A 14,461-nucleotide genomic window follows, 5' to 3' on the forward strand; every position below is an offset into this window, starting at 1 on the left:
GACGGTGGCCTCATTCCGCGCCCGGGCAGAAGAGCCGCGCTCGTGGGGCGGCCAGGCGCTTCCACGCCTCGCACCCCTCGCGGAGCAACCGGTCCATTCTGGCACGAGCCCCGCCAGTGACCAAATCGAGGGGCCCGTTCCCCTCGGAACGGGCCCCCCAGGTCGGTGTGACTACTTCGTTGCCGCGACGAAGTCCTTGAGCGCCGCCTCGGCTGGCCCCGGCGTCTCCGAGCTGAACATGACGGCACCGTTCTCGTAGACGGCGAAACAGGAGGTCGAGATGATGCCCGAGTACTCGACGTCCGTGCACGTCATGCCGGCGCCGACCTTCCTGGGCTCCGGCACGTCCATGCCCTCGAAGTCGCTCGGGACTGCCGTGGGGTCGGGCATGTCGTCCGGATCGGCCTCGACCCGCATGGCGGTGACGGAGTCGCCGCCCTTCTCGTAGGTGTCGCCGAAGCTGATGCCGAGATCGTCCTCGGAGGGTTCGGTCTTCGACCAGCCGCCGAAGCTCGACGGGAGCGCCGGGACCTCCTTACCCGCGTACTGGCCTCCGCCGAAGATCCCAGGGGCGAAGAGCCACACGAGCACGCCGATCACGACGACCCCGAGCACCGCAACGGCGATCCACTGCCAGAGGCTGCTCTTGGGTGGCTGATTGAACTGCTGCTGGTTGTAGCCACCCTGCTGCTGGGTGTACGCACCGTTCTGGGGGCCGGGCTGGCCGTAACCCTGCTGCGGGTTGTACCCGCCCGGCTGCTGGCCGGGCTGACCGTAGCCCCCGTGGGGCTGCTGCGCCTGTGGGTAGCCTCCCCCCTGCGGGTTGAAGCCACCGGACTGCGGCGGATAGGTCATGTGCCCTCCTCGATCGACGCTTGGCACACTGTAACCGCCTGGCGGCCGGATCCGTCAGTAGGTCAGCAGGCTGCGGGAACGGAAGATCTCCCGGACCGCCTCGACGGCGTCGGCTTCCGGGGGCCGGGTGTCTGCGAGTTCGTAACGCATCCCGATCTCCGCCCACTTGTCCTGGCCCATCTGATGGAAGGGCAGCACCTCGACCCGTTCGACGTTGCCCAGGCCCGCCGCGTGGTCGGCCACGAGCGCGACGTTTGCGGGGTCGTCGGTCAGGCCCGGGACGAGCACGAAGCGGATCCACGTCGCGATGCCGAGCGCATCAAGCCGGTGCGCGAACTCGAGGGTGGGCGCGAGGTCGCGGCCGGTGACCCTCCGGTAGGTCTCCGGATCGCCCGACTTCACATCCAGCAGGACGAGGTCCACGTCCGCGAGCAGTTCGTCGCTCGCGTTGCGCCCGAGGAACCCGGAGGTGTCGATCGCGGTGTGGATGCCCATCGCCCGGGCACCGCGCAGGATCCGGGCCGCGAACGCCGGCTGCTGCAGCACCTCTCCGCCGGAGAGGGTGATGCCTCCCTTAGTGGCCAGGAAGACGCCGCGGTAACGACGGATCCTTGCCAGCAGGTCCTCGGCTCTCACGGGGACTCCACGGTTGGCGGACATCGTGTCCGGGTTGTGGCAGTAGAGACAGCGCAGCGGGCACCCGGCAAGGAAGGTCGTCATCCGGGTTCCCGGACCGTCGACGGCCGTGACGAGCTCCCAGGAGTGGACCGACCCGATCTCACCCAGGCGCTGCGCGGCCAGCAGCTCGGAGCGACCGAGGCCCTCGGCGACGGGGATGCCGCCGAGCATGGTCGCCCTCGTGGCGGGAGGGGTGGACGACCCGGAGCACCGCCCCGGGACGTCCAGCAGCGCCTCGCTCACGTCAGAGGGCCTCGTGGAAGGTCCGGGAGAGGACGTCGAGCTGCTGCTCGCGGGTCAGCTTCACGAAGTTGACCGCGTAGCCGCTGACGCGGATCGTGAGCTGCGGGTAGTTCTCCGGGTGTTCCATGGCGTCGATCAGCGTCTCGCGGTTCAGCACGTTGATGTTGGCGTGGTAGAGCCCCTCCGCCATGCCCGCGTCGAGGATGCCGACCAGGTTGTCGATCCGCTCCTGCTCGGTGCGACCGAGCGCGGTGGGGGTGATCGTGTTGGTGAGCGAGATGCCGTCGAGGGCGTCGTCGTAGGAGAGCTTTCCCACGCTCATCATGGAGGCGAGCATGCCGTGGGTGTCTGCACCGTTGGCCGGGTTGGCGCCGGGCGCGAACGGGGTGCCCGCCGCGTGTCCGGAGGGGAACGAGCCGGTGGCCTTGCCGTAGACGACGTTGGAGGTGATCGTCAGCACGGACTGGGTCGGGACGGCGTCGCGGTACAGCCTGATGCCGCGGATCTTGTCCATCACGGTGGACACGACGAGCTTCGCCAGCTCGTCTGCCCGGTCGTCGTCGTTGCCGTACTTCGGGAAGTCGCCCTCGGTGATGTAGTCGATCACGAGGCCGGACTCGTCGCGCACTGGGGTGACGGTGGCGTAGCGGATGGCGGAGAGTGAGTCGGCCACGATCGAGAGGCCTGCGATGCCGCAGCCCATGGTGCGCACGATCTCGTCGTCGTGCAGAGCCATCTCCATCGCCTCGTAGGCGTAGCGGTCATGGCTGTAGTGGATGATGTTGAGCGCCTCGACGTAGGTCTCGACCGCCCAGGTCAGCATCTTGTCGTAGGCGGCCCAGACGGTGTCGAAGTCGAGCGGCTGGTCACCCGTGAGCGGGGCGTAGCCTTCGACGATCTGCCTGCCAGACATCTCGTCGCGGCCACCGTTGATGGCGTACAGCAGCGCCTTCGCGGAGTTGAGCCGCGCCCCGAAGAACTGCATCTGCTTGCCGACCGCCATGGGCGAGACGCAGCAGGCGATGGCCGTGTCGTCGCCCCAGTGGCTGCGGATCTCTGCGTCGGACTCGTACTGGATCGCGGAGGTTTCGATCGAGATCAGCGAGCAGAACTCCTTGTACCCGGCAGGCAGCGCGGGGTCCCAGTAGATGGTGATGTTCGGCTCGGGCGCCGGGCCGAGGTTGCGCAGGGTCTGCAGCAGGCGGAACGACGTCTTGGTGACGAGGGTGCGCCCGTCGTTGGCGAACCCGCCGTCGGACCAGGTGGCCCAGTAGGGGTCGCCAGAGAAGATCTGGTCGTAGTCGATGGTGCGCAGGAAGCGCACGATACGCAGCTTCGTGACAAGCGCGTCGATGATCTCCTGGGCGCCGGACTCGGTGAGCGTCCCCGCGGCCAGGTCACGCTCGGCGTAGACGTCGAAGAAGCCGGAGAGGCGGCCGATGCTCATGGCTGCACCGTCCTGGCTCTTGACCGAGGCGAGGTAGGCGAGGTAGGTCCACTGGACCGCCTCGTGGAAGTCGGCAGCGGGGCGGCCGAGGTCGAAGCCGTAGCTCTCTCCGAGGTTCTTGAGCTTCTTCAGCGCCTTGATCTGCTCGGAATGTTCCTCGCGGTAGCGGGCCCAGTTCTCGCTGAACGGCTGGTCGGCGACGGAGTCCTTGTCCGCCTGCTTGGCTTCGATCAGCCGGTCGACGCCGTAGAGGGCGACGCGGCGGTAGTCGCCGATGATGCGCCCGCGACCGTAGGCGTCGGGCAGACCGGTGATCAGGTGGGAGCTGCGGGCGGCCCGGATGCGGGGAGTGTAGATGTCGAAGACGGCCTCGTTGTGGGTCTTGCGATAGCGGGTGAAGATCTCCTTGATCTGCGCATCGGGCTCGAGTCCCGCCTCGCGGGTGGCGGTCTCGACCATGCGCCAGCCGCCTGCAGGCATCATCGGACGCTTCAGCGGGGTGTCGGTCTGGAGGCCGACGATCACGTTGTCGTCCTCGCAGATGTAGCCGGCGGGGAAGGCGTCGACGTCGGCGGGGATCTTCGTCTCGACGTCGTAGACGCGCTTGGCGCGCTCGACGCTGAGGTAGTCGCGCTGCAGCGTGTCCCAGACGTTGAGGGTGCGTGCGGTCGGGCCGGCAAGGAAGGCGGCATCGCCTTCGTAGGGGGTGAAGTTGGTGAGGATGAAGTCACGCACGTCGATGGTCACGCGCCATGCGCCGGGGACGAAACCTCCCCACGGGTCTTCGGGCACGATGGATTCGCGGGTGGGGGCCGAGGCCGTCATATCGCTCCTGAGCAGAGGTGTCTGTATGAGGGCGTGCCGAACGACCGCCCGGATACCCACCTCCCGGAGGTGGCCGACCTGGCGTTACGGTACGTCGCTGTGGGCTTAATACTACCCCTTGTAGGAGGCAGGATTTACCACCGGGCCCGCCGTCAAGGTTGCGCTCAATGACGATGAGCGATCCGCGCCCGCGGCGCCGCCGTGACGCCCCTCACGACGGCTGACGCGGCGTCACCGCGCAGCGAAGGTGAGCGACCAGGCGGCCGCTCGGGGACGCCGCTGGTACTCGGGCCGCACGTCGGGCCCGCAGGAACGCGAGCCGAGTCCGTGCTGCTGAGCGTCCAGGTACAGGTGGGTGGCCGTCGAGCGGGGCAGCTCGTACGGGTGCGCCGCCGCCGTGACCTCGGCCACGTCGTGGGCCCGCAGCGCGAACCCCGGCAGCTTCCCCGCCCTCCTCGTCGCTGTGACCGCGAGGCCGGGGAGCAGCAGCTCCCCAAGCTCGGCCCGATGCCCGCTCTCCTGGGGGACTGGCGTAGTCGACGACCAGGTCGTCCACGTCGGACTCGAAGCGTCCGACCCGGGCCGCCGCGCGGGAGTCGGCATAGTTCTCCTCCGGCCCTGTGCCGAACCATTCGACCCGCCCGAGGTCTGCCGGGAGCTCGAAGTGGAGTCCGATCCGCGGCCATGTCCCCTTCCACCCCATGGGTCGGGTCGGCTGTCGCCTCGAGGTGGAGCGCAACTGCGCGGAGCGTCCAGGTCAGCTCGACAAGGACGGCCTCGCGGGAGGCGGCCGGGGCGTAGCGGTGTCGCACGACGAGCCGGCCCGGCTCCGCGTTGACGGCGAGCACTCGCCGATGCAGCCGGTCAAGCCCGTGTGCGCGCCACTGCTCGGCCGACGACGGCGCCGGGGCACCCCTTCCACGGGTCGCGTCCGGCTCGGCGTCGACATAGGCGGGGAACGACCCGAGCGAGTCGTTCTCGGTGGGAGCGCGCCACAGCTCGAGGCGCGGGCCGCTGACCTGACGCCCGTCGAGCTCGGTCAGGTCGCCGGTGCGGGCGTCGAAGCGGGCGGTGCCGAAGACGATCGTCGCCCCGTCGAGTGCCGGAGCCTCGTCCGCGGTCGCCACCGACGGGCAGGTCGCACCGTCGGCGAGGTGGACCTGCGTGCGGCTGACGACGTGGCCCTCTTCCGCCCAGGGGGTGGCGGCGACGGTGACGGCCTCGACGGTGCGCCACAGTTCGCCCTCGCGCGGCTCGAACCCGGGAAGCGAGACGGTGCAGCTCTCCCCTGGCTCCAGGTCGGGCACAGACAGGTCGCCGGTGCCGATCCGGCGGCCGTGGAGCTCGTCGTGCCAGGTGAAGCGCAGGTCGGAGGTGTCGCCGTCGTGCCGCCGGTTCTCGATCGTGACCTTCCCTGCGTCAGCGGTGAGCTTGATCGGGGTGGTGACGGCGGCGAACTCGGCGAGCATCGGCGTGGGGGTGCCGTCCGAGAGGACCATGCCGTCGCAGACGAAGGACCCGTCGTGGATCTCCTCGCCGAAGTCTCCACCGTAGGCGTAGAACTGCCTGCCGTCTTCGGTGGTCCTGCGCAGGCCGTGGTCGCGCCATTCCCACACGAAACCGCCGTGCCACTGGGGCAGGCTGTCGAAGCGGCGCTCGTAGTCGGCGAGCGTGCCCGCGCCGTTGCCCATCGCGTGCGCGTACTCACAGAGGATCATGGGGCGCTTCGCCAGCTCGGCGTTGCGGCCGGGCGAGGCCCACGTGTTGTCGCCGGTGCCCGCGGACATGTCCTCCATCTCCTCCACGGGCGCGTACATGCGCGAGACGATGTCGGTGTAGCGGCCCTCGAAGTCAGGCTCGAAGTGCACCGGTCGTTCGGGGTCGCGGCGGTGCACCCACGCGGCCATGGCGGCCGCGTTCTGGCCGGTCCAGGATTCGTTGCCGAGCGACCAGGCGATGATCGACGGGTGGTTCTTGTCGCGCTCGACCGTGCGCTCGATCCGATCGAGCAGCGCATCGCGCCAGCGCGGGTCGTCGGTGGGGTTCTCGACCCAGCCCGCGAACTCGAACCCATGGGTCTCCAGGTCGCACTCGTCGATCACCCAGAACCCGAGCTCGTCGGTCAGGTCGAAGAACAGCGGATGCGGTGGGTAGTGCGAGGTGCGGATGGCGTTGATGTTGTTGCGCTTCATCAGGTGCAGCTGCGCGCGCACCGACTCGACGTTGAACACGCGACCGTTGTCTGGGTCGTACTCGTGCCGGTTGACGCCGCGCAGCCGCAGCTTCCGCTATACCCATGATCCGGTCGGCCGGGTGCTGTCCGAACATCAGGACGGGGCCGAGCTGCTGCACAGCTATTCCGAACGCGGTATGCGGCTGACCAGCGTGCTGCCCGATGGCCGCTTCATCCGCTATGGCCATGACCGCAACAACGCGCTGGATGCCATTCATTACGGCGACCGGCAGATTCTGGACATCCGCCGCGACCGGCTTGGGCGCGAGCTGCACCGGCAGGCGGGCACCCTCGCGCGGCAGACCGATTATGACCCGCAAGGCCGGATCCGGCGTCAGGCGGCTTATCGCACCACCACGCGCGAGCAGGTCTTCGCGCGCGGCTACAACTATGACAGCGTGTCGAACATCACCTCGATCGAGGATGCCACCCGCGGCGAATTCGCCTTCCGCTATGACGAGCGTGACCGGCTGCGCAGCGCCGCCTCGGCCGATCACGAGGAGCGGTTCGCCTTCGATCCCGCCAGCACGGTGCTGGTCGGCGTGGACAATCCGCGCGATGCCTCGGTCGAACATGGCCTGCTGCGGATGCGCGGCGATTGCCATTACGACTACGACGATGCCGGCAACCGCATCGCCATGCGGCGCGGGCAGGGCGGGGCGCATCAGTTCCGCTATGTCTATAATGACGACAACCGCCTGATCGAGGTCCACGAGACCCGTGGCCGCACCCGCCGCCTGACCCGCTTCGCCTATGACGCGCTTGGCCGGCGCGTCAGCAAAGCCCACCGCGAGACGATCGAGGCCGCCAACACCCCGACCGCCCCCGGCATCGACAGCAGCGCCGAGCTGGTCCGTGATGACACCATCTGGTTCCTGTGGGATGGTCCCGTCCTGCTGGCCGAAGGGCGCGGCAATCATGACGGCGCCATCGACCCGCTGGCCATTGTCTATGTCCACGAGCCGGGCAGCTTCCGCCCCGCCGCCCAGATCCGCCGCCATTCGGCCGAGGAGGAGGCGCGGGTGCTGATCTATTGGCTGGATCATCTGGGCACCCCGCAGGAGCTGTCGAACGACAACGGAGAGCTGGTCTGGCAGGTTGCGCTGAAGGCCTGGGGTCGCGTCGACCGGATGCTGATCGGGCGGGTCGAGCAGAACCTGCGCTTCCAGGGCCAGTATCACGACGCCGAAACCGGCCTGCATTACAACCGCTTCCGCCATTACGACCCAGCGGCGGGGATCTATCTGAACCAGGACCCGCTGGGCCTTCTGGGCGGCACCAATATTTACGCCTACCCGACTGACCCGCTGTCGGGCATCGACCCGTTTGGGTTGGTTGAGTTGGATTACAAGGGCGCGGGAGGCAACGGTTACACCGTCTATGGTTTGGGTGAGTTCGACAAGAGCGGTAACCTGATCCGCACCGTCTATGTCGGACAGACCGAAACGGACCGCTATCATACCCGCATGCAAGAACATAAAGATTCCGGCAGATATTACCGTGGCCTGCGACATTACGAGATCACCCGCGTCGATACCTACGCCGAGGCGCGCGGTGCCGAGCAATATCACATTGAAAACGTCAATGATGGCAAGGGAAGTCTCGACACGTCGCAACGCGGCGGCTGGTACGATGAAGCCAATGGCAAACGCTATGGTCCCGGTCTTGAAGCCAACCGTGTCAACTCGTACAATCAGGACCGGGTTCTGTCTGGCGATGATAAGCGTGCCAAAGCGTTCAACAAGGCCTACATACAGGAACGCGACCGGATGGCCACGACCACCAGTACGTGTAAGTGATCGAGGGGTGATCCCATGCAAGACGGAAGACGAACCGCGCGCAATGGCTATGATTGGTTCGGACGCAAGTTCAAAGGAGTGGAGGCGGGTAGCGTCTTCGCTGTGCCGCTGCCGGATGGGACTTATGCCTTTGGGCGATTGATGAACGCCAAGGATGGTGCAACCATCGCCGAGTTTTTCCGCGCGCGTCGTAAGACGCCCGAGTTCGCACCAGAAATTCTGCAATCAGGGCGCTTGTTCGGGCCGGTCGGGGTTTTGATTGGCGAGATCGAAGGCCCTAACCGCAAACGGCCATGGAAGGTGATCCACAAGGATCCCGAATATTATCCGTCTGACCTTTATGATATTCCGTTCTTCCGCGGCACCGGGGCTGGGACTTGGCGGTATTTCACGCTCAACGATGATCGTGAGATCCTCGGACCGGTTGCCGACAAGGATGTCGGCAGTTGGAAAGTCGCATCGGTGCTGCCGCAATATGCGGACGAGATCACGGACATGATCGTCTGGAACATGGAGCAGCAAGGCCTCTAGCCTCACCGAAACACTGTTGGGGGGCAACTCCGATTGGCAGCACGGCATCTGCCTTCCGACCCCCTTTTGCGGCTCTTCACAGAAGTGAGTGGATGAGGGGTCTGAATCCGCCGGCGTCGAGTAGGCAGCGGGCGATGTAGTTGACGATGTTGCGGAACCCTCTTGCGGTGCCGCGGAGGTGTTCCAGGAGGCCGTTGATGGCCTCGGTGGGACCGTTCGAGGTGCCGGGGTGGTCGAAGAACGCGAGGATGTCATCTCGGCGTCGCTGGAGGGTCTGGCCCAGCGACCTGAGTTCGTCGAGGCCGACGGGGACACCGGTCTTGAGCTGGTCGATGACCCGGGTCATGATCGTCTTCCCCTCGGCCGGCTGGTCGGCTTGGTAGGCGTCGATCACTGTCTGGTAGACGATCCAGGTGATCTGAAACGCGACATGCCGATCATCGGTGAGAACTTTGGCTTGGCGGCTCTTCACACTTCCGGTGGGGGTGGCGGGGTGAGTCCGCCGCCGATGAGGAGCATGCGTAGCCGGTAGTTGTCTCGGTTGCGGAAGCCTCTGGCGATGCGTCGGTGGAGCTCGATGAGCCCGTTGATGCTCTCGGTGCCGCCATTGGATGCGCGGCCGGTGTCGAAGTAGGCCAGGAAGGCGTCTTTCCACTGTCTGAGGGTGCGGCCGAGTCGGGCGATCTCGGGGATCGGGCAGGAGGGGAACCCGTCGACGACTTGCTCGGCAATCTGGCGGCCCTTGGCTGGGTCGGGGTGGGCGTAGGCGGCTCGAACCTTCTGGGCGCACTGCCAGGCGACGTGGACGGCGTCGTGGCGCTCGTCGGCGGCGATCGCCGCGGCGAGGCGGGCGTGTTGCTTGTCTGTGAGCCGTTCGGCCGCGCAACGCAGGATGTTACGGATCCCGTAGAGCGGGTCGCCGGAACGACCCCGGTGGCCGTGGATCTCCTGCTGCACGCGGCGGCGGACCTCATCGACGGCCCGGCTGGCCAGAGCGACCACATGAAACGCATCAAGGACGGCGGTGGCGTCGGCGAGCTTGTCGTCGATGGCGTTCTTGTAGCCGCGGAACGGGTCCAGGGTGGCGACCTCGACCCCAGCCTTGAACGCCGTGCCGCGTTGGTCGAGCCATGTCTTGTACACGGTCCCGGAGCGGCCGGGTACGAGGTCGAGCAGCCGGGCTCGCACGCGTCCGTCCTTGTCACGGGTCAGGTCGACCATGCCGGTGAGTTCCTTCGGGCCGCGCTTGCGGGGACTCACGTGGTGCCACAGGTGTTCGTCCACCCCGAGGGTGGTCACGCCGGCGAACCGGGCCTCGTCGTCGGCCAGCGTCGCCAGGATGGGTTGGATCGAGCCCCATACCGTCTTCCACGCCACCCCCAGCTGCCGCGCGAGTCCGTGGATGGAGGCGTGCTCGCGGCGGACCTGCTCGATCACCCACCGGCACGCCCGGGTGGTCAACAGCCCGCGCGGGCGGGCTATCTGCTCGTCCTGCTCGGTGAACACCCTGGTCGGGCACGCCGGCTCCAGGCACCGCCACGTGCGTTTGCGCCACCGCAGCCGGGTCGGCCGGGCGAAACACGGGATGTCCACCAGCGTGGTCGTGCGTCGGCCGCGACTCTCAGCGACCACCCCACACGTCGGGCAGCCCATCACCGTCGGCGCGGACTCCATCGTGACCACGAGCACTCCATGGCCGGTCTTGTCGACGTCGACCACGTGCAAGCCGTCCAGGCCGACCAGCAGGTCGCAATGGTCACAGTACGAAGGGGTCGTGGAAGCGCAGCAGCACCCCGTAGGCTCGGACACGTCGAGGCCTTCCGGTCAGGTTGAAGAGACGCTTCCGATCCTGAAGGCCTCGACCCCCAACCACCCTCACCCCGTGCTCTGGCGTGTCGCGCTCACCCCCACCTCAAGGTTGAAGAGCCGGATTGCGCCATCTCGGGCACCGCCATTCTGGGGAATTTCGACGCAAGGCTGGGGGTGGTCGATCTGCCCTATCTGTGGGCCGATTACGACCATGTTCATCGCGTGCTGGACGGCGCGGTCGGCGATCAGCTGGCCGACGGCCTGCGCGAAGCCGGGTTCGAGGTGGTGGCCTGGCTGGACAGCTGGGGCTATCGCAACGTCGCCACCAAGGCCCCGGTCGCCAGCGCCGATGACTTGAAGGGCCTGAAGATCCGCACCATCCCGACCGACACCTATGTCCAGACCATCAACGCCATGGGCGCCAATGCCACGCCGATGGCCTTTGGCGAGATCTATACGGCGATGGAAACCGGCGTTCTGGACGGGCTGGAACACAGCGCAGCACTGGTTCAGGCCAACAAGTTCAACGAGGTCGCGGGCAATTACACCCTGACCCGGCACCTGTTCGGGCCGGTGGCCTTTGTCTGCTCGACCGCTTTCATGGGTCGGCTGGATGAGGATCAGAAGGCGCAGGTGCTGGCGGCGGCCGAGCTCCGGAACCCGGACGGTCACCGGATAGGCGAAGCGTCCGGCGCGGATCTCGGGCAGCAGCCACCCGGTCCCGGTTGCCGCGTCGTAGTCGGCGCGCAGCCAGATGTCATCGATGCCGTCGGCCGGCCGGGACACGACGGTGACCTCACGGAAAGATGCCGGGCAGCCACCACTGGTCCTGATCCTCCACGTAGGTGGCCGCGGACCACTGGTGCACCCGCACGTGCAGCACGTTGCGCCCCGTGACCGCCTCGTCGGTCACGTCGAGTTCCTGGGCGAGCCTGCTTCCCCGCACGATGCCGACCTGGACGCCGTTGAGGTGGACGATGGCCAGCGACTCGACACCATCGAAGCGCAGGAACACCCGCTCGCCGAAGTCGGAGGGCAGGTCGAAGTCGATCCGGTAGTCGCCGGTGGGATTGTCGTCGGGCACGAAAGGCGGCTCGACGGGGAACGGGTAGTTGATGTTGGTGTAGATCGGGGAGCCCCAGTCCTCGCGTCCCTGCAGCACCCAGTGGCTCGGCACCGTGATGGTGTCCCAGCCGGAGTCGTCGAAGCCGATCTGTTCGGCGCCCTGCGGCGCGAGCTCCGGTCGCGGTGAGAAGGCGAACCGCCAGGTCCCGCTCAGGTCGTATTCGACGGCGTCGGAGGCGAGCCGGGAGCGGGGCCTCACGCGGCGACCGGATCCGGGTGCGAACGAGGTGATCTCCGACACATTTCCTCCATCGGGCTGGGCGTCCGGCCATCCTAGCGACGGCCCCGGGAACCGGTCACAGGGCGGGTCAGGCGAGGATGTGGAGCTCACCGTCCCAGCCACGCAGCAGCCTTGTCGCGAGCTCGGGAAGCTCGGGCGGAAAGACCTCGACGTCGACGGCGGACAGTTCGTCGAGTCCCAACCAGCGCAGACCGTCCATGGAGGCCCGCTCGAGCTCGGTCCAGCGGGACCGGTCGAGCCGCACATAGCCTTCCAGGCGGGCGAAGTAGTACTCCTCCTCCTGGCGGACGGTTCCGGAGGCGAAGTCGAGCAGCGCGCTGCGGGTGGCCACCGGTCCGAGCAGCGCGTCCGGGTCCAGCTCGATTCCGGTCTCCTCCTCGACCTCCCGCACCGCAGCCGTGCGGGCGTCCTCGCCTGCCTCGATGCCGCCGCCGAGGGTGAACCACCACGACCTTGAGAGGTCGTGCAGGTCGTGCGAGGTGGCCAGCAGCAGCCTGCCGTCGGCACTGAAGAGGAGCACGCGGGCCGCGCGACGCCAGGGCACGCCGTCCTCGCCGACCTCCCAGTCGGCCCCGGGCAAGTCGAACGAGGTCACGAGTCGATGCTACCGACGCCGTCTATCCTGCAACCACCAGTCATGAGGGGGACCCGTGAAGCACCTCCTGTCCATTCTGCTCGCTGTCATCGCGGCGTCGATCGGCTACCTGATCGTCTGGTGGGTGGGCTGGAACTCGCTCGTGAGCCTGCAGCGGGCCTTCGCCGCCTCGTCGCTGTTCCAGACCCTCGGCCTCATCCTTCCGGGTGCCCTGCTGCTTGCTGTGGCAGCGGCCTGCGTCCGGCTGTCACCAGCGGGCCCGATCGTCGCCGGGTGGCGAATCACAGCCTTGGGATTTGGCCCCCGGCTGACTAGAGTGGCGCACCGATGTCTTCGTCCGCTCTGGAAAACCTCTCCCCGGCCTTCCCCCAACGCGCAGCGTGGGGGACGGCTTCCTCGCTGCGCGCATGGCAGCAGGAGGCGATCTCTCAGTACGAGCGTGACCAGCCGCGCGACTTCCTGTGCGTCGCGACGCCCGGGGCAGGCAAGACGACCTTCGCCCTGCGCGTCGCGCTGATGCTGCTGCAGAGGCGGGAGGTGCGCCGGATCGTCGTGGTCACCCCCACCGAGCATCTGAAGGTGCAGTGGGCAGATGCGGCCGCCCGCGTCGGGATCCAGCTCGACCCCGGGACAGGAGGCTCATCGAGGAAGGGCAGGTCGAAGGAGTACGACGGCTCGGCCATCACCTACGCGGGCGTCGCCGCCCGCTCCTACGTCTATGAGGCGCTGTGCGTCTCGAAGGACGTGCTCGTGATCTTCGACGAGATCCACCACGCAGGCGACTCGAAGAGCTGGGGCGAGGCGGTCCAGTACGCCTTCACCAACGCCAAGCGTCGGCTCTCCCTGACCGGAACCCCGTTCCGCTCCGACGACAACCCGATCCCCTTCGTCGCCTACGACGAGCTGGCACCCGGGGTGAAGCAGTCGCGCGCCGACTACACCTACGGCTACTCCGAGGCGCTGGCCGACCACGTGGTGCGTCCTGTGCTGTTCATGAACTACGGCGGCCCGATGCGCTGGCGCACGAAGTCGGGCGACGAGTTGGCCGCCGACCTTGGCGTTCCGATGACGAAGGACCTCACCTCCGCCGCCTGGCGCACCGCGCTGGCCCCGCAGGGCGAATGGGTCGGCGCCGTGCTGCGGGCCGCAGACCGCCGACTGACCGAGGTGCGCCGCCACATCCCCGATGCGGGAGGGCTGGTCATCGCGACCAACCAGACCACCGCCCGCGCCTATGCGAGGCTGCTGACCGAACTCACCGGGACGAAGCCGTGCGTCGTGCTCTCCGACGACTCGAAGGCCAGCGGCAGGATCGACGAATTCTCCGCGTCTGAGGACCGGTGGATGGTGGCCGTGCGCATGGTCTCCGAGGGCGTCGACGTCCCCCGGCTGGCGGTGGGCGTCTATGCGACGGCGACGTCGACCCCGCTGTTCTTCGCCCAGGCCGTCGGGCGGTTCGTGCGGAGCCGCCGCAAGGGCGAGGTGGCAACGGTCTTCCTGCCGACGGTGCCGGTGCTGCTCGCCCACGCCGCCACGATCGAGCGCCAGCGCGACCACGTGCTCGGTCGCCCGAAGAGCGACGAGACGGACATCTGGGCCGAGACCGAGGCGCTGATGGAGCAGGCGAACCGCTCGGAGTCCGCCTCCGACGATCTGCTCGGCGAGTTCGAGGCCCTCGAGTCGCAGGCCACCTTCGACCACGTGCTGTTCGATTCGCAGCAGTTCGGCATGCACGCCGAGCCGACCTCACAGGACGAGGCCGACTACCTGGGCCTGCCAGGCCTGCTCGAACCGGCCCAGGTCAGCGCCCTGCTCGCCGACCGTCAGCGCCGTCAACTGAAGCGGCGCGAGCGCCAGGACCGCAAAGCGGAGCCGGAGGTGGCGCTGCACCGCGCGCTCGCCTCGAAGCGCAAGGAACTCAACTCACTCGTCGCCCAGTACGCGCGGCTGAAGGGGATTCCCCATTCGCACGTGCACGCCGACCTGCGCCGCGAGTGCGGCGGCCCCAAGCTCGCCCAGGCGAGCCAGAAGGAGGTCGACGAGCGCGTCCAGACCATGCGCGGCTGGCTGCGCAGCTAGC

The 14,461-nt window shown here is 67.7% G+C and carries 12 protein-coding genes and 2 pseudogenes; 4 read left to right on the top strand and 10 right to left on the bottom strand.

What is annotated here, in order from left to right:
• Positions 1–171 precede the first annotated feature (171 nt).
• The 6 genes and pseudogenes from BW733_RS03045 to BW733_RS19990 all read right to left on the bottom strand — a co-directional run.
• Positions 172–855 carry a hypothetical protein gene (locus BW733_RS03045; protein WP_077347795.1) on the bottom strand — a complete coding sequence of 228 codons (684 nt, stop codon included), beginning with the start codon at positions 853–855 and terminating at the stop codon, positions 172–174.
• Between the two features lie 54 nt (positions 856–909).
• A complete protein-coding gene (gene pflA / locus BW733_RS03050) occupies positions 910–1,776 on the bottom strand; it encodes a pyruvate formate-lyase-activating protein (protein WP_237268277.1) in 867 nt (288 codons plus the stop codon).
• Between the two features lies 1 nt (position 1,777).
• Positions 1,778–4,048: a formate C-acetyltransferase gene (gene pflB / locus BW733_RS03055; RefSeq protein ID WP_077347797.1), complete on the bottom strand. Its 2,271-nt coding sequence runs from the start codon at positions 4,046–4,048 to the stop codon at positions 1,778–1,780.
• A 231-nt stretch (positions 4,049–4,279) separates the two neighbouring features.
• Positions 4,280–4,651 carry a beta-galactosidase small subunit-related protein gene (locus tag BW733_RS19980; protein WP_418361341.1) on the bottom strand — a complete coding sequence of 124 codons (372 nt, stop codon included), beginning with the start codon at positions 4,649–4,651 and terminating at the stop codon, positions 4,280–4,282.
• Positions 4,632–4,751, bottom strand: a pseudogene (locus tag BW733_RS19985) (beta-galactosidase small subunit-related protein); the annotation flags it as partial. The pseudogene BW733_RS19985 and the gene BW733_RS19980, both read right to left, overlap by 20 nt.
• Positions 4,752–4,821: 70 nt before the next feature.
• A pseudogene (locus tag BW733_RS19990) lies at positions 4,822–6,279 on the bottom strand (glycoside hydrolase family 2 TIM barrel-domain containing protein); the annotation flags it as partial.
• 31 nt (positions 6,280–6,310) lie between these two features.
• Here BW733_RS19990 and BW733_RS03065 point away from each other — a divergent pair.
• Together BW733_RS03065 and BW733_RS03070 are read left to right on the top strand one after the other, a co-directional pair.
• On the top strand, positions 6,311–8,080 hold the full coding sequence (locus tag BW733_RS03065) for an RHS repeat-associated core domain-containing protein (protein WP_161490115.1): 1,770 nt from the start codon (positions 6,311–6,313) through the stop codon (positions 8,078–8,080).
• A 15-nt stretch (positions 8,081–8,095) separates the two neighbouring features.
• On the top strand, positions 8,096–8,611 hold the full coding sequence (locus BW733_RS03070; protein ID WP_077347803.1) for an Imm26 family immunity protein: 516 nt from the start codon (positions 8,096–8,098) through the stop codon (positions 8,609–8,611).
• Between the two features lie 76 nt (positions 8,612–8,687).
• Here the strand turns inward: BW733_RS03070 and BW733_RS03075 are convergent, their stop codons facing one another.
• Together BW733_RS03075 and BW733_RS03080 are read right to left on the bottom strand one after the other, a co-directional pair.
• A complete protein-coding gene (locus tag BW733_RS03075) occupies positions 8,688–9,083 on the bottom strand; it encodes a transposase (protein WP_077347806.1) in 396 nt (131 codons plus the stop codon).
• Positions 9,080–10,330: an ISL3 family transposase gene (locus BW733_RS03080; RefSeq protein ID WP_202970268.1), complete on the bottom strand. Its 1,251-nt coding sequence runs from the start codon at positions 10,328–10,330 to the stop codon at positions 9,080–9,082. Before BW733_RS03080 ends, BW733_RS03075 begins: the two co-directional genes overlap by 4 nt.
• 237 nt (positions 10,331–10,567) lie before the next feature.
• On the opposite strand from BW733_RS03080, the gene BW733_RS18460 reads away from it, so the two are divergent.
• On the top strand, positions 10,568–11,317 hold the full coding sequence (locus BW733_RS18460) for a TRAP transporter substrate-binding protein (protein WP_237268365.1): 750 nt from the start codon (positions 10,568–10,570) through the stop codon (positions 11,315–11,317).
• On the opposite strand, the gene BW733_RS18465 is transcribed toward BW733_RS18460, so the two are convergent.
• Complete coding sequence (locus BW733_RS18465; protein WP_169836068.1) at positions 11,217–11,786, bottom strand: sugar-binding domain-containing protein; 570 nt, start codon at positions 11,784–11,786, stop codon at positions 11,217–11,219. The genes BW733_RS18460 and BW733_RS18465 overlap by 101 nt on opposite strands.
• 67 nt (positions 11,787–11,853) lie before the next feature.
• Positions 11,854–12,381 (bottom strand): NUDIX hydrolase, encoded by a 528-nt coding sequence (locus BW733_RS03095; protein ID WP_077347812.1) that lies wholly within the window; start codon positions 12,379–12,381, stop codon positions 11,854–11,856.
• Between the two features lie 327 nt (positions 12,382–12,708).
• Here BW733_RS03095 and BW733_RS03100 point away from each other — a divergent pair, with 327 nt between their 5' ends.
• Positions 12,709–14,460: a DEAD/DEAH box helicase gene (locus tag BW733_RS03100; RefSeq protein ID WP_077347814.1), complete on the top strand. Its 1,752-nt coding sequence runs from the start codon at positions 12,709–12,711 to the stop codon at positions 14,458–14,460.
• The last annotated feature ends 1 nt before the right edge of the window (position 14,461 follow it).

Origin of the sequence: Tessaracoccus flavescens, assembly GCF_001998865.1 — a bacterium.
GTDB classification, from domain to species: Bacteria; Actinomycetota; Actinomycetes; order Propionibacteriales; family Propionibacteriaceae; genus Arachnia; species Arachnia flavescens.